At 43.4% G+C, this 19,189-nt stretch carries 18 protein-coding genes; 5 read left to right on the forward strand and 13 right to left on the reverse strand.

The features are described 5' to 3' along the window. Positions 1–9: 9 nt before the first annotated feature. The 4 genes from ASG89_RS00440 to ASG89_RS00455 all read right to left on the reverse strand — a co-directional run bounded on the left by ASG89_RS00440 (position 10) and on the right by ASG89_RS00455 (position 4,264). Positions 10–1,020, reverse strand: a complete 1,011-nt coding sequence (locus tag ASG89_RS00440; RefSeq protein ID WP_057308342.1) for an ABC transporter ATP-binding protein — start codon at positions 1,018–1,020, stop codon at positions 10–12. 85 nt (positions 1,021–1,105) lie between these two features. Next, positions 1,106–2,218, reverse strand: a complete 1,113-nt coding sequence (locus ASG89_RS00445) for an extracellular solute-binding protein (RefSeq protein WP_057308343.1) — start codon at positions 2,216–2,218, stop codon at positions 1,106–1,108. A gap of 67 nt (positions 2,219–2,285) precedes the next feature. Continuing rightward, positions 2,286–3,104: an MBL fold metallo-hydrolase gene (locus tag ASG89_RS00450; protein WP_057308344.1), complete on the reverse strand. Its 819-nt coding sequence runs from the start codon at positions 3,102–3,104 to the stop codon at positions 2,286–2,288. A 20-nt stretch (positions 3,105–3,124) separates the two neighbouring features. Continuing rightward, complete coding sequence (locus ASG89_RS00455) at positions 3,125–4,264, reverse strand: substrate-binding domain-containing protein (protein ID WP_057308345.1); 1,140 nt, start codon at positions 4,262–4,264, stop codon at positions 3,125–3,127. Between the two features lie 418 nt (positions 4,265–4,682). On the opposite strand from ASG89_RS00455, the gene ASG89_RS00460 reads away from it, so the two are divergent. After that, positions 4,683–5,669 (forward strand): hypothetical protein, encoded by a 987-nt coding sequence (locus ASG89_RS00460; RefSeq protein ID WP_057308346.1) that lies wholly within the window; start codon positions 4,683–4,685, stop codon positions 5,667–5,669. 207 nt (positions 5,670–5,876) lie between these two features. Here ASG89_RS00460 and ASG89_RS36000 read toward each other — a convergent pair whose 3' ends face one another. The 6 genes from ASG89_RS36000 to ASG89_RS00485 all read right to left on the reverse strand — a co-directional run bounded on the left by ASG89_RS36000 (position 5,877) and on the right by ASG89_RS00485 (position 12,679). Further along, positions 5,877–6,323: a hypothetical protein gene (locus ASG89_RS36000; RefSeq protein WP_057308347.1), complete on the reverse strand. Its 447-nt coding sequence runs from the start codon at positions 6,321–6,323 to the stop codon at positions 5,877–5,879. A gap of 59 nt (positions 6,324–6,382) precedes the next feature. Continuing rightward, positions 6,383–6,643 carry a helix-turn-helix transcriptional regulator gene (locus tag ASG89_RS37275; protein WP_057308348.1) on the reverse strand — a complete coding sequence of 87 codons (261 nt, stop codon included), beginning with the start codon at positions 6,641–6,643 and terminating at the stop codon, positions 6,383–6,385. Next, positions 6,643–7,842, reverse strand: coding sequence for a response regulator (locus ASG89_RS00475; protein ID WP_057308349.1), 1,200 nt, complete (start codon positions 7,840–7,842; stop codon positions 6,643–6,645). The genes ASG89_RS37275 and ASG89_RS00475 overlap by 1 nt, the downstream gene beginning before the upstream one ends. A 96-nt stretch (positions 7,843–7,938) precedes the next feature. Beyond that, on the reverse strand, positions 7,939–10,299 hold the full coding sequence (locus ASG89_RS00480) for a beta-galactosidase (RefSeq protein WP_057308350.1): 2,361 nt from the start codon (positions 10,297–10,299) through the stop codon (positions 7,939–7,941). Positions 10,300–10,387: 88 nt separating this feature from the next. After that, positions 10,388–10,516 carry a hypothetical protein gene (locus ASG89_RS38115; protein ID WP_268795565.1) on the reverse strand — a complete coding sequence of 43 codons (129 nt, stop codon included), beginning with the start codon at positions 10,514–10,516 and terminating at the stop codon, positions 10,388–10,390. 273 nt (positions 10,517–10,789) lie between these two features. Beyond that, positions 10,790–12,679 carry a beta-L-arabinofuranosidase domain-containing protein gene (locus ASG89_RS00485; protein WP_235549529.1) on the reverse strand — a complete coding sequence of 630 codons (1,890 nt, stop codon included), beginning with the start codon at positions 12,677–12,679 and terminating at the stop codon, positions 10,790–10,792. 122 nt (positions 12,680–12,801) lie between these two features. Here ASG89_RS00485 and ASG89_RS00490 point away from each other — a divergent pair, with 122 nt between their 5' ends. After that, the gene (locus ASG89_RS00490) at positions 12,802–13,698 is read left to right on the forward strand and encodes a helix-turn-helix domain-containing protein (protein WP_235549530.1); all 897 of its coding nucleotides are present in this window, start codon (positions 12,802–12,804) and stop codon (positions 13,696–13,698) included. A gap of 127 nt (positions 13,699–13,825) precedes the next feature. Here the strand turns inward: ASG89_RS00490 and ASG89_RS00495 are convergent, their stop codons facing one another. After that, positions 13,826–15,289 carry a sulfatase-like hydrolase/transferase gene (locus ASG89_RS00495; RefSeq protein ID WP_235549531.1) on the reverse strand — a complete coding sequence of 488 codons (1,464 nt, stop codon included), beginning with the start codon at positions 15,287–15,289 and terminating at the stop codon, positions 13,826–13,828. 196 nt (positions 15,290–15,485) lie between these two features. Between ASG89_RS00495 and ASG89_RS00500 the strand changes: the two genes are divergently transcribed. After that, positions 15,486–16,316 carry an AraC family transcriptional regulator gene (locus ASG89_RS00500; protein WP_157276467.1) on the forward strand — a complete coding sequence of 277 codons (831 nt, stop codon included), beginning with the start codon at positions 15,486–15,488 and terminating at the stop codon, positions 16,314–16,316. 301 nt (positions 16,317–16,617) lie between these two features. On the opposite strand, the gene ASG89_RS00505 is transcribed toward ASG89_RS00500, so the two are convergent. Further along, positions 16,618–17,229: a hypothetical protein gene (locus ASG89_RS00505; RefSeq protein WP_057308352.1), complete on the reverse strand. Its 612-nt coding sequence runs from the start codon at positions 17,227–17,229 to the stop codon at positions 16,618–16,620. A 156-nt stretch (positions 17,230–17,385) separates the two neighbouring features. Beyond that, positions 17,386–18,078 (reverse strand): response regulator transcription factor, encoded by a 693-nt coding sequence (locus ASG89_RS00510; protein WP_057308353.1) that lies wholly within the window; start codon positions 18,076–18,078, stop codon positions 17,386–17,388. 181 nt (positions 18,079–18,259) lie between these two features. Between ASG89_RS00510 and ASG89_RS36005 the strand changes: the two genes are divergently transcribed. Both ASG89_RS36005 and lepB read left to right on the forward strand, forming a co-directional pair. After that, positions 18,260–18,397 carry a hypothetical protein gene (locus ASG89_RS36005; protein ID WP_157276468.1) on the forward strand — a complete coding sequence of 46 codons (138 nt, stop codon included), beginning with the start codon at positions 18,260–18,262 and terminating at the stop codon, positions 18,395–18,397. Positions 18,398–18,466: 69 nt separating this feature from the next. Then, the gene (gene lepB, locus ASG89_RS00515; RefSeq protein ID WP_057308354.1) at positions 18,467–19,003 is read left to right on the forward strand and encodes a signal peptidase I; all 537 of its coding nucleotides are present in this window, start codon (positions 18,467–18,469) and stop codon (positions 19,001–19,003) included. The last annotated feature ends 186 nt before the right edge of the window (positions 19,004–19,189 follow it).

Here is a 19,189-nt window from a genome sequence, read left to right on the forward strand (position 1 = left end):
TGTTACCCCCTAGTACTGCAAAATATCGCCGGTGTGCATATAAATGTCAATCTCATCTCCCGTTTGGTATTGGTCATGCCCTTTTTCTGTTTCAACAGTCTTCAGTATCCCGCCGCCTGCAATCTCCAGCGAATACTTTGTGTATATGCCATAAAATTCCTGATCCACAATTTTCCCTTTTAGTTGAACCGCATTTTTATTAGGAGGTAATGGTGTTAGGCTTATTTTTTCGTTACGAATGTAAGATTTCTTGGCGGGGTCAATTAAATCCTTTAAGGGAGTGTTATGAATAATCTCCGGTTGAATCAGATTAATATCGCCTATAAAGTTACAAACAAATTCCGTCTTAGATTCATTGTAAATTTCTCTCGGCGTACCGACTTGTTCAACAATCCCCTTGTTAAATACAGCAATTCGATCAGATAAAGTCAAAGCTTCTTCCTGGTCATGTGTTACATATACCGTAGTGATCCCAAACTTCTTCTGTAGATCCTTTAACTCATTACGCAATTGCACCCTCAGCTTGGCGTCCAGATTGGACAAAGGTTCATCCAATGCGAGTATACTTGGCTTGAGCACAAGTGCCCTCGCGATTGCGACACGCTGCTGTTGACCTCCTGATAACTCAGACACTTTTTTGGCAAGCTGTTCCTCGCTTAAATCGACTTTTCTCGCAATCTCTTTAACTTGCTTATCTACTTCGGCTTTAGAGAATTTCTTCACCCGCATGCCAAAAGCAATATTTTCGTATACATTTAACGTGGGAAACAGAGCATAACTTTGAAAGACCATGCTGATTTCACGCTTTTCGATAGGCACTTGAGTGATATCTCGGTCATTTAACAGGATCTGTCCACTCGCAGGATTTATGAATCCGACCAAGCTCCGAAGAATAGTCGTTTTCCCGCATCCCGACGGCCCGAGAAAAGTGAAAAATTCTCCTTCTCTAATGTTAAGATTGAGGTTCTTAATGGCATGGAAGTCGCCAAAATGAATTTGAACATCTTTAAATGTAATCATTTTTACCCTCTGTAAAAAGTATTTTTTAAATCTAGCAGGCTGCATGCTTGGAATATTCTATCATGCAGCCTGCATTTTCAAAACCTTATTTCATAATTTCCAATTGAATTTTTTCTACCCATTTCCCAAGATTTCCGGCAACAAATACCCAGTCAAAAGCAATAGGCTTAATTGAAGCATAAAGATCTTGTACATCTTTGTTTGCTTTTGCAACAGCTTTCGTATTGGCTGGCATGGCATTAAACTGTGCGGCAAATTGCCCTTGCACGTCCGCCGAACCAATCCAATCGATAAACCTTTTCGCTGTTTCTATTTTCTTAGTTCCATTCGCGATGGCCGCTTGTTCTACAATCATTGGTACGCCACTACTTGGACTTACAATTCCCGCTTTAACCCCAAATTGTTTCTCTTTTGCCTGCAAGGTGCCCGAAACGACGGCTCCAATCGGGGATTTTCCATTCACCATATTTTGGTAGAAGTCTTCACCTTTAACAGCCGGTACGCCATTGTCATACAGCTTCTTGATTTCATCCCAGCCTTGCTTGGAAATACCATATTGGCCTTTGTCGTCTTTGTATTTGGTTAATATGCTTGCCACAATTAACTGCGGCGTAATTTGATCAAGCTGAGTAGGGGTCTCATATTTACCTTTGAACTGCGGATTGCTATACACATCGGACCAATCCTTCGGTGCTGTATCCGCCGTATAAGACTTTGGATTATAGCCAATCAGAATGGCTTGCTTGACCAAACCGTGGTAATATCCTTCCGTGTCGTTCAAGCCAGCTTCAATTTCACCAGCCCATGCAGGGGCATATTTGGTAAGAACTTTTTCTTTCTTTAAATTTTCATATAGCATATTGTTCAATCCATAGATAACGTCCGCAACCGGATTGTTTTTTTCGGCTATCAAGCGATTCGTTAAATTTGCTCCGCCTGCCCCAACAATTTCGATTTCAAATCCGGCTTCTTTCGCCTTCTGAACTAACCAATCACCTCTGCCGTCTGAATTCGCGTTCGTATATACAATCAACTTTTCATTCTTAATCGGTTCTTTCGCTGCTGGTGCAGATGCGGCCGGTGTACTAGTCGGTGCAGTAGTCCCCGTAGTATTACCGTTTGTATTGCCTCCACCGCAGGCAGATACCGCTAAACACATGATTGATATCAAAGATAAGCTTACCATTTTTCTCATCATACTTTTTGACTCTCCTTTGTGTAGTTGATTTTTTATAAAGACAGTGAGACTTTTAGCAGCGGTATTTCTAAATATTAAAAATTAATCCGTCATAGGCCACCACGACCCCGGCGGGTTTGAAGATTTCATCAAATTCATCGTGAAGAAGTTTGGAATTATGGCTAAAATGCGTGACAATGATGTGCCCTTCTTCTTTCAAAATATTTTCTTTCCGAAACTCACGCTGAGCCTCAAGCACCGTCTCAATACACATATGATTGCGATCTCGGGAATTCCCCGTGTATCCGTGCGTGCAGTCGAGTATAGCACAATCTAGATTTTTCCCCTTTAACCATGCCCATGTAGCTTCTGGAAACCAGCCCGAATCATGTCCATACAGCAGCTTTTTACCATCCTTTTCGATCACATACAACAAGCATGTTTCCATACGGTCATGATCCGCCAGGAGCGGTGTAACAAGTGCATCACCTACCTTAATCGTCTCGAATGGGCGCAGCAGATGAAATGCAAACCTTTCTCCTTCGAAGCGTCCGATGGCGACACGCGTATGGTACATTACGGCATCATTCCCATAGATATGCATCGGATGCTGAAGTTCGTGAGCAATACCCGCTCTGCGGCATTCTAAATCATAAGCATTAAAATGATCGGAGTGCGTATGGGTGACAAGCAGGTGTTCGATCGCGCCTAAATCAATGTTGTCGCGAAGCGCCTGCATATAAGAATCTGGCGAATAGTCGAATTTGATGACATCGTCAATGATGGCGGAGGTCCGAGTACGTATGTTTTTTCCTCCTAGCTGTCGTGCTTTGAGGCAATGCTCACAGCGGCAAAATGCATTCGGAAAACCCTCCGCAGCTGCTGTTCCTAGAAAATGAATTTTCATATAAACTCCCTCTGTCAATCCTAAAGAACGGATTTCCTCTCTACGATCTTCGTTTGAATTTTGATTGTAATCGGTTTCTCATGTGAATGATTGATGCGCTTCATAAGAAGATTAAATGCCGATTGAGCAAGCTGCCCGGTATCCTGTCTAACCGTTGTAAGAGGAATCGGCGTTAACGCTGATAACTGGATATCGGAAAACCCCACAATTGATAGCTTATCTGGGACTGAGACCCCCATACTCAAAGCTGTATATAAGGTTGAAATGGCTACATGATCATCCCCGCACATGAGAGCTGTCATCTGTGGATTCTCCTGAATAAACCGTTCCTGTTCAGGGTCGCTCTCGTTAATACGACTTGGATTGCATAGCACGCTTTTAAAATGAATATATTGATTTTTGACGGAAATCGCATGATCGAGCAACGCCTGGATATAACCTTGATACCTCTCCTCCCTGCTAGTGATATTATCTATCGAGTTCGAGGTGTAGCCGATTTCCCGGTGCCCCTTCTCAATCAAATACTTGGTCATCTGGTAAGAACCCTGATAATGATCGTGATACACACAATCAATCTGAACCTCACGAAAGATTCGATCGATAATAACAATCGGAAACTGCTGTAATTTCAATCTCAGCACCTGGTCACTGCATGTCTTGCGTCCCTGTGGAAATAAAATGATCCCGCCTATCCCCCCTTCAACAAGCCTCTGCAGGCAGCGGTCCTCATCATCTTTATCCTTGCTTATTTTTAGAATAAGATCGCAATCATGTTTTCGCACTTCGATCTCTGCTGCTGCAATAATTTTTGAAGTATAGTCGGATAGATGGGGCACTATGAGAGCAATCTGATTACTCTGCTTCACCTCTGGAAGCGCTTTATTTTCTGATGGAAGCTCTCCGTTGTAAGGATCTCCATCCCTGTGTTCGGAAAGGAAGGTCCCCCTTCTCGGTAAGCGGTAAACTAGCCCCTGCTCGACCAACCGTTCCAGTGCCAGTTTACTCGTCATCCGACTAACACCGAACAATTTCGCAAGCTCTCCTTCCGAAGGGACGGGATCATGCGGTTGAAGCCTACGACTCTGGATAATTCCTATGGCCTTATCAGCTATTTGCAGGTACAGTAGACTCGGTTTCTTTGACGCGTGTGCATTTTTCATTACTGGTTATCCCTCGTTTTTAATGATTCACATACTGCTAATAATCACACATAAGTCAGTGATCTATAGTGAGCTTAATTCATGTCACTGACATATACAATGACATAGATCATTAAGTTTTTGTAAAATAAGCATTTCACGTTAAAAATTCTAGATCTATCAACAATCTCTATATCAATTTATATCAATACTAACATGCCATTAAATCCACAAATTCTGTCCATCATATGTATGCGCCCTATTTTGGCATTGTTTTTCTTTCCGTCTGGCAGGTAGCGAATGGTACGTGTCTTTGTCCGAAATGCCCTATATTAATGTCATAATCATCTGCAGTTTTGGACCCGATCTTATCTTATGATGATAATAACGAGTTCTAGCAAGAGAACAGCGATGCCACAAAAAAGAGGAGGAGACGCTCGTGAACTGGAAGACTAAGTTATATGATTCAATCCGGACCATTGCCGAGCCATTCAAGCGTGATTCGAGGGTGCTTGGCGTTGCGTTTGGCGGGAGTATTGGGCGTGGGGTTGCCTGGAAGCATTCAGATCTGGAATTGTGTCTGCTCGTCGAGGAGAAGATCGAGGAGTTTGAACATTTTAACGTGATCGAAGGTATGGGCGTCGAAATCTTTCAGTTTAAGCGATCACATATGGAACGGTTTCTTGCCAATTTCGTGGAGCCAGATGAGTCTGTGCTTGACTTCCGAATTCAAATCTATGGTTGTAGAATCGCATACGATCCTTCAGGACTGCTTGCCCGTTTCAAGGACACGTTCGATCCGAGCTTATTTCATGAAAACGTAACGAGACTCAAAGTCGGAGAAGAGCTGCGCCGCGCCAATGAACGGCTGAATAAGGCAAAGGAACTTGTGCAGAGCGGTCATTTCCGCACAGCTCTCGCTCACCTTCGAATCGGACTAAATCATCTGATATTGGCAACTTATTGGCAGCATCGGCAGTTACCACGCAGTCAGAACCGTACTGAATACTTCTTGCGAAAATATATAGGTCTGTTCGGACACGATCATCTCTATCAAGCATTTATACGAACCTATGGTTTGGATCAACCTATCTCTCATATGAAGCTGCTTTTTAATGAGGCTAAGCGGGACATTCATTCCCTAGCTGACTTCCATTGGGGAAGTAACACGTCTCAGTTTCTGCAAGAGGCAGTCGATGGGAATCTAGCGTGGGGCTACGAGAAGAGCATCCTGTATGTGAACAAATTCTGCGTGCATGTGATGCAATGTCTGGGACCAGATGCAGAAGAAAACGTGTACGATCGGGAAGCTAACGCTCAACGCTATGGCCGTCTTTACAGATTTCTGAATATGGATCAGGTGGATCAGGAACAAGTGCAAGAGATGGTGAGATTGTTTGAGAAGGCAAAAGAGAAAGTGGTATAGGGGGGTATTCAAACCTCCTCCCCCACTGTTCTTGCCGGTACATCCTACGAGACTGACCATCAAACAAAAAAACAGAACCCCACTTATTTCCATGGAGTCCCGTCTTGCCCATTTTATTTATCCCAAACCCTCTTATATTCAATCTTTATTTTCCTGGATCATCATCAACAGCAGCATTTTCTCTTTCCTTAAATTCTTTGAATGATGTTATGGTGTAAAAGTTATTATGTTTAAATCACGATTATTTGCTGTGCTTGAGGTAACGCTGGTTGCTGCCGTAACAATGACTCTAACAGAATAGGTCGAGGTAGCAGTAGCTGGAGCAACATCTACCTGGGTACTAGCTAATGGAAATCTATGAGTTCCTGCATTGTTTTGGTTGGAATTAAAAATCCTAGTATCAATTAATGTTGAATCTCGATATAATCGCATTTCAAAGCGAATTGACCAGTTTGCAGCAGTAACGGCTTCAATAGATAAAGAGTAATCAATTTTAAGTCGCTGGTTAACCAAGACACCTTGAGTAAGACTTACAACTGTTACTTCTGTGTTTAATGGTAAAACACTTATTGATCCTGCGTTTTCAGCAAAAGCTAAAGTTGGTGAAATAACAGATGGACCCGTTGCACCAGTGACCCCTGTTGCTCCAGTCACCCCTGTCGCTCCTGTTGCTCCCGTTGATCCTATTGCTCCGGTTGATCCCGTTGATCCGGTTACCCCAGGAAAAAAGTAGTGAAATAATTGGCATCGGCTAACCCTAGGCGCGTTGCAATATCATATAATTTCAGCTCTTGCTCTCGCAGTAGTTCCTTGGCCTTCTCAACTCGAAACTCAGAAATAAATTCTTTCACGGTTTGACCCTTTTGCTTTTTAAAATAGAAGCACAGGTACGTCTCACTTAAATTGACATGTTCCGCAATGGCACCAATCGTAAAGCCTTTCTCATGAAAATGAGCGTGAATATAACGAATCACTACGGTATTCGGTCAATTTCCTTCCATATGTAGCGTCTCTCCTCGTCCTCCGCTTGCTCTGTAATTCCTTGAATAGCGGCCACTTCAAGCGTGACGAGCAATAATTGAAAAAACGTATCTTTTACCCGGACGATGTCCAAATCCTGTTGTTGAAGCGCACACGAGGCCCAAGCTTCAATGATGGCGTTAGCTTCATCAACCTCACCTTTTCTTAAGATCTCCCGATAGTTCTTCAACTTTTCCCGATCGATCTCAAACGCTTGGGGTTGCCCGATGTCATTCACAAAACACATACTATGACTATCATAATAAAAATTCAAATTTCCAGCCTCATAAGCGGTTCGATACGCACGATGAATGTGCTGAAGTCCTTTCACTGGTTCACCGACACCTACATACATCTTAATTTGACTATCCAACATCTGTTTCAATTCCGAATAGAGTTGATCCAATACTTGTCTACTGTCCCGGTAGCTGCTTCCGTACGCTTCGGGTAAAATCACGATCAACCAGTTGATCGCATCGAATCCACACAGAGCACCTACTATCATCATAAGCGGGAGCTCATTCAATTGTTTCAGTAACGTTTCTTGGAGAAATGCGGGATCTTCAGGTAATTGCGTTGGTGACCAGTAGAACGAAACCGCCATTACGGTAAACCAACCATCTGCCTGATAAGGCAAACTATGCTGCGTGCTAAGCAACTGGGCGATTTCACGCGAGGTTCCTTCTGAAATCAACCTGCGGACAATGTCTTGTTTGAGGAACGGCAAACTTTGGTCGTAGCTAGACTGGAGTCGCTTCTCGGTAAGAACTCTTTCATCTTCTTCTCTGCGCTGCTCGACTGCTTTCTCCACAGCACCGCGAACGATGTCCAAATTAATTGGCTTTTCTATATAGTTGGCTGCTTTTAACTGGATTGCGGATATTAAATAATCTTTATCGGAATACCCGCTTAAGAAAATGATTTTACATGTCGCGTCTGTCCAGCGCAGCCTTTTAGCAAATTCAATGCCATCCATCTTCGGCATCCTCACGTCACAGAGCACAATATCCGGCCGCCATTGACCAGCAACTTGCAGTGCGTCTTGACCATTGCGTGCGGTTTGCACTTCCGTGATGCCAATCTCAACCCAAGCAATATGCTTGCGAAGCAGCTCTCGCGTACGTTCCTCATCATCTACGATTAATAGTCTCATTCAAGCTCCTCCTTGTGAAAAAGAGAGAAAGCAGGCCGCCTGTGCGGACTGCTGCAATGGATTGTGTTGGTATTTATTATAGTATAGAAACCTCTTTCAAACACCGATTATAATTTCATAAACAGGCACTGCCTGAATGGATTGAAGATCGGCGATTCGCTCGGTCGCTTGTTCATGCCAGCCCGCCATTGTTGTATGGCTATTCACAAATGATCCCTTGCGAATGGGCGAAATATAGATATACATCCCCTGGTCAATCAGTCTCTGTTCGAACTGCTTCAAACCGATTTCCCAAGGTAACCCATTGCTGAAATTGTCGTTGATCAGATCACCATCGATGAAGGCATAACCTATATCACCTGTATAATTAACCCTCAACAGCACTTGTTTCACATCTTGAAAAGCATCTGTTGCGAAGCGGATCTCTGCTTTATCTGCGCTCACCTTGGTGAAATCGAACTTGATCTCTTTGTATGGAATGCGAAATAGATATGTGGTGAATAGTTCTTGCTTGCTTGTTTCAACAAGCTCCGCACCGCTCATGACTTGACTCGCATCCAAATCGGGGAATACGCGCAGCATTACGTCCCTCTCATCTGTTGATTCAAGCTTGATTTGACCATTCATGACCAGCAAATTGCTACTCGTCATGAAAACCCGCTCAATTCCCTGTACCTCTGCCTTCCAGAAATCGAGACTTTGCGCGTCTGATAAGGCAACTACGTGCACAACCTCTCCTGATACTGCTGCCTGCATACTGAACATCACCATGTCAGCTTCATCCAATGTGACGATGGTTACATCATTCATCTTTCGTACCGAACCCTGATCGAGCTTGATTTCAGCTTGCAAGGACGTTGTTTGCACAGCAAATTCGCCCCGCATACCATCTGGAATCGCGAAGAAATAGTAGATCTCACCGTCTACCAAAAGATGCGTAATCAGCTGTGCAGTCGCATACTTCAGCCTTATGCCGCCAAGATCGAATTGATAAGGCAGCATACAGTGGCTGTCTTTCTTTACTCGCATGCCGCCTTCTGCCGGGAACCGAATGGTCTCTTCCTGGAGCTCAATCGACACCTGAATATCTTCCAAATCCATGTTCTCGACATGATCCTGATAATTATTCAAGAACAACAGTCCAGAGCCCTCAGCTGCCCGGACAGCAAATCGCAGTGTACTCACGTCAGTTGGTTCTATGTCTGATGCCCCGATCGGCAGCAAAGTCTTCGTTCGACACAGCCAGTCCTCGTACTGCGTATAGAAATAGTGTTGAAGCTTTGTTCTTCGGTAGGACTCCCGCACTTGTCCGAACTCCCCAATCATCGCATTAAAATCATAGGAGATCTTCGGTGTTGCTAGGTCATTTAGGTATAAATCACGTTTCCCCTTCGGATTGGAACCCCCATGATACATATAGTAACCAATCATATTACAGCCTTCAGCAACCTTCATTCCCGTCATCGCGGGTACACTCATATAGTCAAATTGAAAACGATATTTATAGAAAGGCGTCATGCCGCCACCCATTTCACAGCACATATAGGGATAGTCTTCAGGCGTGTATAACGGTTCAAAATTGTAGCTCTTCGGAATCTCATTATTGTGCTTATCACGGAACAGGTACTCGGGTGTAGGCGGGTGCTCTTTCCTATCACCAAAACGATCGTGTTCATAGTAAATCCAAGGCCAATAAGCGTATCCGCCCCATAAAGGCAGCATCTCCTCCGTTGGCGTCGTCGCGCCTCCCCAAGCCGTGCACGTATAGATCGGCGTAACAATGCCTGCTTCAACCGCTAGTTGTTTTAGCTTGATCAAGTGAGCATCCCCATCACTCCCTTGGCTTAGCCACAGGTTGCTAATACCCGTCGTGAGCGCCCATTGCGCTGCAGAATGGTTATGTTCATTCTCGATCTGGGTACCGATGATCGGACCACCTTGTGCATAGAGGAGACCCTGCAGTTGATTTCCGATCTCCTGATAGAGTACTTCCACAAACGCCAAATAGCCCTCGTCATTAGAGCGTACGTTAAACGGGCGACCGAATAACCAATCCGGCATGCCGCCATTACGCACCTCTCCATGACAGAAAGGGCCTATTCTGACGATGACGTAAAGTCCATGAGTACCGCATAAGGCTACGAATTTACGCAGATCTTTGTTACCGCTCCATTCGAATGCGCCCTGAATCTCCTCATGCATATTCCAAAACACATACGTAGCGATTACGTTAATGCCACCCATTTTCATTTTAACAATCTCATCTTCCCACAACCGCTCATCATATCTAGAAAAATGAAATTCCCCACATACCGCAAAAAATGGTTTGCCATCTCGTTCCATATAATAATTCGTAAAGGCAAGCTCCTCCCCTTGTGGGTTCGTGCCCCCTTGCCGAATATGTCCTGAGAAAATTAGTTTGCGGTCATCACGAGCATCTAATCTGTATGTATTCATCTTCAAACCTCCCCTAATCCATTCACCCCATTATAAATGAAAAAAAACGAGGTGAGAAATAGGTAAAGTTTCGAAATTCTTTGAAAATCTAATATAAGTTGTTAATGGCATCAAGCCAATCTCCTACACCAATGGTTAACTCTACATACCATTCAAAAGAGTCATGAGCCGGTACCTCTTGTGCAGTGCTTGTCCAAAGCACAAGTAACTCGGTCAATTCTATTATTTAACGAAGAAATCGGATTTCCACCAATTGAATACTTTTTGCGGATGAAAATTCAAAAAAGCAGCTCAATTACTTAGCTTAACTCCTCTCTCCATCAAAGAGGTCGGTGCAACCATTGGTATCTCCGACCCCTATTATTTCTCGCGTATTTTCAAGAAAATGACAGGCTCCGCCCATCCACATATCGAAACGTTCCGAAAGGATAACGACAGGATTTGGAAAGGTGTTGGCCAACTGCACAACAAACTAAAAAAGCCTGGTTTCTCAGACTTTAGGTTTAACGGGAAAATATACCGTGTATGTCTCGTCCTTAATCTCATAGAGAGGAATAAAACGTATCCCCTCGTTTTGCCCCTTTGTCCTATAGTATCCGACATTCCACCAACTGTGATTCCGTTCGCGATCCGTTGTAAGTATAGTCTCGGGCAGTGTAGCGTTCCCAACTAAACGATATTCACGATCAATCAATCCCGCCAATACAATCGGACCATCCATAAAAGCTACCAAGTTTTCAGAGCCAGGAAGCAGCTCGGTTGTCAAAGCTTTTGGGAACTCAATTTGGATAAGATCTCCATCCTTCCATGTTTTGCGAATCTCAATAAATGATTGAACGATAACAGAATCAACCACTCGGACACCATTTACATATAGGATCGGATCACTGCTTACCCACCTTGGAACTCGAAGTTTCATGGTAAATTCAGCTGCTTGATCACACTGAATTGTTAATCTATACATAAATCGATCCGGTCGTTGCCCAGGAATTGGCGGCATATCAATTTTGGTTATAGCTGTCATTCCCGTTACGTTCCAGCCATTCAAAGGATAGACACCATATTGACCATCCTGCTGGAGATGAATGTGAACCAAAACACCATCTAACTTAAGCCTAACCTCCGATGGAAGCCATTGGCACACTGCTACTCCCTCTTGATCCTCCATGAAAATCTGCTGCTCATAAGAAGCATTCGCTTGTACAAGTGTTCCATGGCAACACCAAAAGTGCTGCGTATGAGATCCCCACTTCTTAAGACTCCCTGCTCCGATGCCCAGAAAATACGTAATCATGCCAGTTTCCCCATGCTGGTGAGCCAGAACCCCGTTATAGAATCTTCGCTCCCAATAGTCCGCATATTCGGGTTTCCCTGTCCATCTGAGCAGCACATGTGCAAGCCGCATCATGTTGTAGTTAACGCAATGTTCCTGTCCTACTCCCATTCTCTCCGCCATGTGGCCCTGCGGTATCCATAATTCACCATCATCTCCAGCGCCGGTGCAATAGTATCCTCTATGCGTAACCGCGCATGTCCAGAACGCTTCCACAACCTCTCGAAAACGCTCCTCTCCCGTTACTTCCCACGCTCTAGCAGCTCCCAAAATTTCAGGAATCTGCGTATTCGCATGCTTATTCGTCAATACGTCTTGTCCCGTCAACAATGCGTCAAAAAAACGACGGCGATCATACCGATGGATTAATTCAAGATGTGTTTCATCCTTTGTTAAACCGTATAGATCTGCCCAGACCTCCAACATGCCACCTGTTTCTGAATCAAGGAGGTCATCCATGTGTTCTCGGCTAAACTGCCCTGTCCAGCGGTAAAACCAAGAAGCTAAGCCTCGCATGAGATCGAGCGCTCCTTCATTTTGACCAATTGCATACATCTCGTATAGCCCCATTAATAGCTTATGAATCGTATAATGCGGTGCCCAGACTAACTTTCCTTTTGCTAATCTGTTCATGTATGACGCTGGAAATGCAGCAAGCCATTCACCCCCATTCGCCTCCTGACAACGCGCCAATTCTTGGACGATGTAGTCCGCTTTGGCTTTAATCTGCATATCTTTGGTTTGCGCATAGATACGGGCCGCCGCAGACAACCAATGTCCCATCATATGTCCTCTCAGCTCACAGGTTGGCGACTCCCATCCCCAATGCCAATGTTCAGGACCGTCCATACTTGTCGTTGTCGCACTAGTCGTTCCTCCATTTCCACTATAGCTCCATAAACCGGCTTCCAGATAGAAATTACGAAGCAAGTTATCGTTCGTTAAACTTAAGATATAGGTCTTATTCAGTTCAAAGCGAGCTGCAAGCGGCCCTGCTGATAATGTAACTTGCCCATTCGGAAAATCTGACATTATACTTCCATTCAAATTAATAACCTCCATTTTTTTGTTTCCTCTATCTATAATAAACCTATGTTTTTACTATACAAATACACAAAATAACAGTTTACATATACTTTTTTTAGCTTTATTCTAGAATCAATGATGTAATGGAGGCGATAAGAATAGACACTCAGGTTTATTTATCAGGCGATCGCTTTCCCTTAATAAGAGATCTGGGATGGAATCAGGTTCATGACGTGTACTCGCATCCTGATCGCACATTGGATTTCGATGTTTTTATATATGTAACAGAAGGAAGCATGCAAGTCATGGAAGAGAATCAGGAATATGTAATCCAAGAACATGAACATCTATTCTTAAAAAAGGGACTTCATCATTGGGGGCACCCTGTGACGACACCTGGTACCTCTTGGTATTGGATCCATGTTACTTCCCCAGACTTCGTACAAACTGACTACAAAACACATATTCCACTTCCTGAGATAGATTTTTATTATCCGAATCATTATGCTTACACATTCCCAATGCCTAAACATGGGACTTCACCTTTTCATCGCACACTAGAAAGTAGACTTCAATTACTTGTTACTGACTTTGGCAAACCCACTACGCATGGAATGGCACAACTTAGCTCACAAGTGTATCAAATGTTCTTGGAATTGCATAAAGCGATGAGCGAAAACAAAACTACTGAGAGTACAGGGAAAAGCGAAGTTATTACGGGGCGCATAATGAGGCATCTCATTGAGCATACGGATGAAGATTTTGATTCATCTTCAGTAAGCAGCAAGTTGAGATTAAATTACAGTTATTTATCGGCTACCTTCAAGAAACAAACCGGTCTAAGCATTGTTGAAGCGCATACGAAATTAAGAATAAATAAAGCAATTGAATGGATGCGAAATTCCTCACTTAACATCTCTGAAATTAGCGAGAGGTTAGGTTATAAAAATCCTTATTATTTCAGCAGAGTATTCAAAAAAGTAACTGGAGAATCCCCTTCTGCTTATATGAGACATTTTTATAAAAAAGCGATGACATAGAAATGAACGAATAGTCAAAAGATCGCCATTCATTCGGCTATTTAAACCGGACAGGGCGATCTTTTTATTAATTGTTGACCTTTATATTTGTAATCCCAAACTGGTCTGCTTCCGCAGTCCAAACCTACTATCTCACCATCGGCTTAAACGCACTACTTTCTGTTACCCCTGGCGCTAACGGCTTCATCTGCCCCAACCCGGTAACTGGAGCAGATATACCTTCCTTTCCAGGAACGGCATATTTGCTAAACCAAGTTCCCAGGCGCATTCTGAGTTCTTCTATCACAGATTGACACGCTATATCTTCAGCTCGATTGATAGTCTCGTCTGGGTCATTCAAAAGGTCGTAAAGCTCATGAGGCCCATACGGATAGTGATGTACGTATTTCCACTCTCGGGTGCGAATCATTCGAACTGGTCCATACTCGTCATAAATGACGATGTCCTCTCGGCCTTCACCTGGACTGTCTACCAGCAGATCGTAAAAGCTTCGCCCCGGCAGCCGCTCCTCTTCAGGATTAGGCAACCCAACGTAATCAAGCAAGGTAGGGAACACATCATATTGACTAATCAACTCACCCTGTACTTGTCCAAAAGGAATGGCGCCGATGTGACTAAAAATAGCAGGTACTTTCACCGATGTATCATACATATTAAATGGAAATGTACCATTCCCTTTTCCCCATATCCCATGATGGCCCATGTTCATACCATTGTCACCCGTAAACACGATCAACGTATTTTCACGAAGCCCCCGCTCTTTCAACATGTCCATGATCTTGCCAATTCCTTCGTCCATGGCGGTGACGGATGCGTAATATCCACGCAATAGCTCTTTACGGTATTCCCCTTCTCCTGTCGGAGCGGTCCGTGTCTGGTTCGGATGTAACGGCAGCTCAGGCACTGAATTGAACTGGCAGTCCTCGTAAATAGCGACATAAGACTCCGGATGCTCCGACCGATCCCAGGGTGAATGCGGCGCCGTATAGTGAACACTCAAATAAAATGGGGAGTCTCCATGCGACATTTCGTCTAAGAACTGCAATGCGTTATCCGTAATCATATCGGTTACGTACCCGTCGACGATTTTCACCTCTCCATTCTCCACGATATCGGGTCTCATATAGGAGCAGCCACCTCTGGCGATGGAGAACCAGCGATCAAATCCTTTTTTTGGAACTGTGCTGTTGCCCAAATGCCACTTACCGCTTAATGCACAGGAATATCCGGCTTGAGCCAGCAGCTCCGTATAAGTCGGTTGCCCAGCTAAATAATCGATCGCGGTCCGCTCATCGGCAAACACCGGCTGTATTCGCACCTGTTCGTTTAATTCACTCGGGTTGACATTGCCTGAGCGAATCCAATCATGAACACCATGTTGGGAAGGAATCCTTCCAGTCAATATCGACGCACGTGCTGGCGAGCAAACCGGCGAGGTACAAAAGAAGTTATCGAACCGCATTCCTTCCGCAGCGAGTCGGTCTAGGTTTGGTGTACGTATTTCACTATTACCTGCACATCCAAGCGCCCAACTACCCATATCGTCAGCAAGAATGAACACGATGTTTGGTTTTTGATTAGTTTTTCCCACGAAACAATGCCTCCTTAATTATGATGTTTCTTCCCAACTATAACGTACTATTTACAACGCTTTGATTCCATGCCACAATCAACGGTAGATTTGACATTTCTTACGATGTCTGCGAGCAGGAGGTCCTCTTTTGTTTATTCTCTATCCTGATTCACAAAGGCTAGAATTTCGTTTTCAACCCAGTTGGATTCGACATATGCTAAAACCACATGATTTCAGCTTCGGTCCTGTAAGAAATCCATTGCCAGTCTTTTGGCTCATACTGGATGGGATTCGTACTATTCAAATCGAGGAAAAGCACCATATTGTTCGTAAAGGTGATCTTATTGTGTTTCCACCAGGTGTACCGTACCAGCTTCATGCGGAACAGTCCGGCGATCCCGTAAGTTACTTATCACTCAGCTGCATGATCAAGCTTGGACCGTTCAAATTTCATGAGTCTTATCCCTTTCCAATGATTACAACCTTAACAGATAGTGACGCTATCACTCGACTTGCTGATCTATGGATGACATCAGTCGTCTTATTTGAGCAATTTGCCACCACACTGCAACGACACATTGACACTAATGAAGATAAGCAAATGCAATTAACTACATCACTTGGACTGCTTCGAGTTCAAGGCGCCGTCCAGCAATGGTTTGCACTATTAATGGAATTGCTTCTACCACAAATGCCGAATCAACTTCCCAATATCGATCCACGGATTGTTAACGTATGTGCTTATATTCAGGAGCACGCTCATGAATCACTCTCACTTCAAAAGTTAGCTGCTCATGTTTATTTAAGTTCGAGCCATTTTAGCTATCTATTTCGAAAAGAGATGGGGCAACCACCTTCTCAGTATTTGCGAAACCATCGAATCCAGATTTCCGAGGAGTTGCTAGTTCAGACCGATTTATCCATTAACGAAATCTCTCGACGTGTTGGTTACAACGAACTAAGCGAATTTAGTCGCGCTTTTCGTAATGCTGCTGGGATTAGTCCACAAGCATATCGGAAACAGATGAGAATAACCGATTATTGATTACACACCTCAGTGAAGTTTTCGGCACAACTTGAAGGGTACAAACCTGCCTTACCCATTTGTGCCCCTAAAATTTATGCTTTTTTTGTGCCTGATACACTTTGCATTGAAACCTGACAGCATTTTCATGGAAGTGGCATAAAAAAAAAGATGCTATCGTACGAAAAGTTGTACGATAGCATCTTTTAGAATGTCAAACAAGATTGAATTGATAATGATCTTATCCACAGATTAGCGACAAACTCCCCTTGTTCAATTTCCAAAGAAACGTTGTCCAACGCACGGATCGTTTCCCCGCCCGTCACATTTTGCTTGCAGACAAATTATCCCAGATGTCCGGAATTGTTTCGTCAAAGAACTCATAAGTGCTTCCACCAAAAATGATGAGCGTTGGTACAATAAACACAATAAAAGCGATGAATAGAACCATTCTGCGAATGGCATGCTTCCTCCATGTTATGAAATAACTGTGCAAAACAGCAAGGAGAAAACCAGTTAAAAGAAATAGAATGGAAAACAACAGCACCGCAAGCGGCGCCTGCGGGCCGAACAATTCATTGCCAGGATTGGACAGAAAGAAAGGAGTACCGAACAGCAAGAGATTGATTGTTCCATATAAAAGTCCTTTGAACAAGGTTCTCTTAGGAAGAATCGGTTCCGCCAATGTAAACAGGAGGCTATTGGCAAGAGAAAATCCAACTCCAGTAAGCAGCAAGAAAAATACCCCACCTAACGTCAGGCCGCTTGCCATTTCTGGAAAAACTGCCGCAATAATACCCATGAGTACCCTAAGCCAAATACCCGCAACTATCCCGGTTACGTTTGCAGCGAGAAACGCTGCACCAAAGCTTGGAATGAGATTCCGACCTAGATAAGGGGAAGTTTTTCTTATGTTTTCGCTAACCAATTCCATGATTCCTCAACACCCTTCTTTCATCACTCTGTATTATTCTGCTTAGGAGGACTGTGGCTTCAGCACATACACTCAAAGCCCGTTCCTGAATCTGAGACCGATACCGTTATGATAGCCCTCTTGTTTGAACATCCTACGTGGAAATTCCGAAAGAATTTAGAGGTTTTTATGAAGTAACACACGATCTTGTTGATTACATAGCCTTTTTAAACATATGACCGCTTTTAATCGATCACTTGTGCCAATTTTCCCATAAATCACACTAATATAATTTTTAATGGTTCCTTCACTCATAAAAACCGTATCCGCGATCTCACGGTTACTTTTTCCCTCAATCATTAATTGAATTATTTTATTTTCACGATCGGTAAACGCAATGTGTTCATTTTTCAATTTATTCGGATCAAATTGAAGTTGAGAAGTACCAGACAGGAAGGATAATCGCTTAGCCAGCTTAGAAGCAATCTCGGCAGGCATCATTAGTTGGCCTTTGGAAGCATCTCTTACCGATTGAAATAATTTGTCACCAGGCATATCCTTTAGCAAATAACCGGACGCTCCGTTTAGTAGTGCCTCGACGATATAATCCTCATCCGCAACAGTAGTTAAGATGAGGATCAACGTGTTGGGAAAATCCTTTTTTATGCACTTTGTACTTTCGATTCCATTCATCAAAGGCATATGAATATCCATGATTACGAGCTCAGGACGATACTGCTTCACCAGATCATAAGCCTGTAATCCATTCTCTGCCGTAGCCAGTACTTTCATATCATCTTCGAAATTAAATAGGGCTTTCAATCCATCCCGCATTAATGCTTGATTATCGGCAATTATCATTTGAATCATTCGAATCCCCTTCCTATGAAAAAAGTACGTATAGACTTGAATTGATGACTGCACAATGACTCCCGTAACTAATCATATGACGATGCAATTGATACAATAAAACTCGTAACAGGTTGCAATTGTTCTTAGAAACCCGATGCGCATGAAGCAATCATAGATTAGATGTCAGGAGGTGAAAAATATGAAGCTACGTAATCGTGTTATGACCGCTTTCTTAGCGGTTTCTGCGTTAACTGCAATGGCAGCAATTTCGGTCTCTGCAAGAACCAGTTCCGACATTACTATTTTGGAGCAATGCTGGTGGTTTATCACAAAGTAAGCATTTCACAACAGTGAGCAGCTTGAAAGGCGGGCTGCTCCTTTTTCTATTGCCAAAGGAAGTGATCCAATGCGAAAAAACAAGTTTCTCCGGGAGTTCAGTGAATGGAGCAAAGCGATTATTATTGCTGTTATTCTGGTTATGCTTTTAAATATATATATCGTGCAAGTTTATAAGGTTGAAGGCCCTTCTATGATCCCGACCCTTCACAATAATCAATACGTCTTCCTCTCCAAGTTGAACCGAACGTATAAATACGAAGATATTGTTATCATAGATCCCCGTGTGAACCGAGCGCGATCATTTAGCGATTCGCTTCTGGACAACCCCGTACTTGCGGGTTTAACCGGAGGATATTGGATCAAAAGAGTGATTGGCAAGCCTCACGACCAATTGGAATTTAATGAAGGTAAATTATATCGAAACGGAACGCTTCTAAATGAATACTACCTTAATGAAACCATGAAAAATGTGCCAAATGCCCGCGTCGTTGTACCAGAAGACAGTCTCTTTGTGATGGGAGATAACCGAAATCACAGTTTGGACAGCCGATCGGTCGGTCCTGTTCCTCTCTCTCATGTTATCGGAATTGTAATACGTCATTAGCCATGCCATTTAAATAGATGACACTTTCCTCTTCACTTATTTTATTGATCACTTTTGAATTTTCAGCTGGATTTTTATCGAGATTTTGTGAATATCCTAACGAAAATCGTAGCTTCTCCTCTATAAAACAAGGGAGCAGCTCCCGAATGGCGAGCTGCTCCCTTGTTGATACTTGCTGGGGTTATG

Source organism: Paenibacillus sp. Soil766 (genome assembly GCF_001428105.1).
Lineage (GTDB): Bacteria > Bacillota > Bacilli > Paenibacillales > NBRC-103111 > Paenibacillus_E.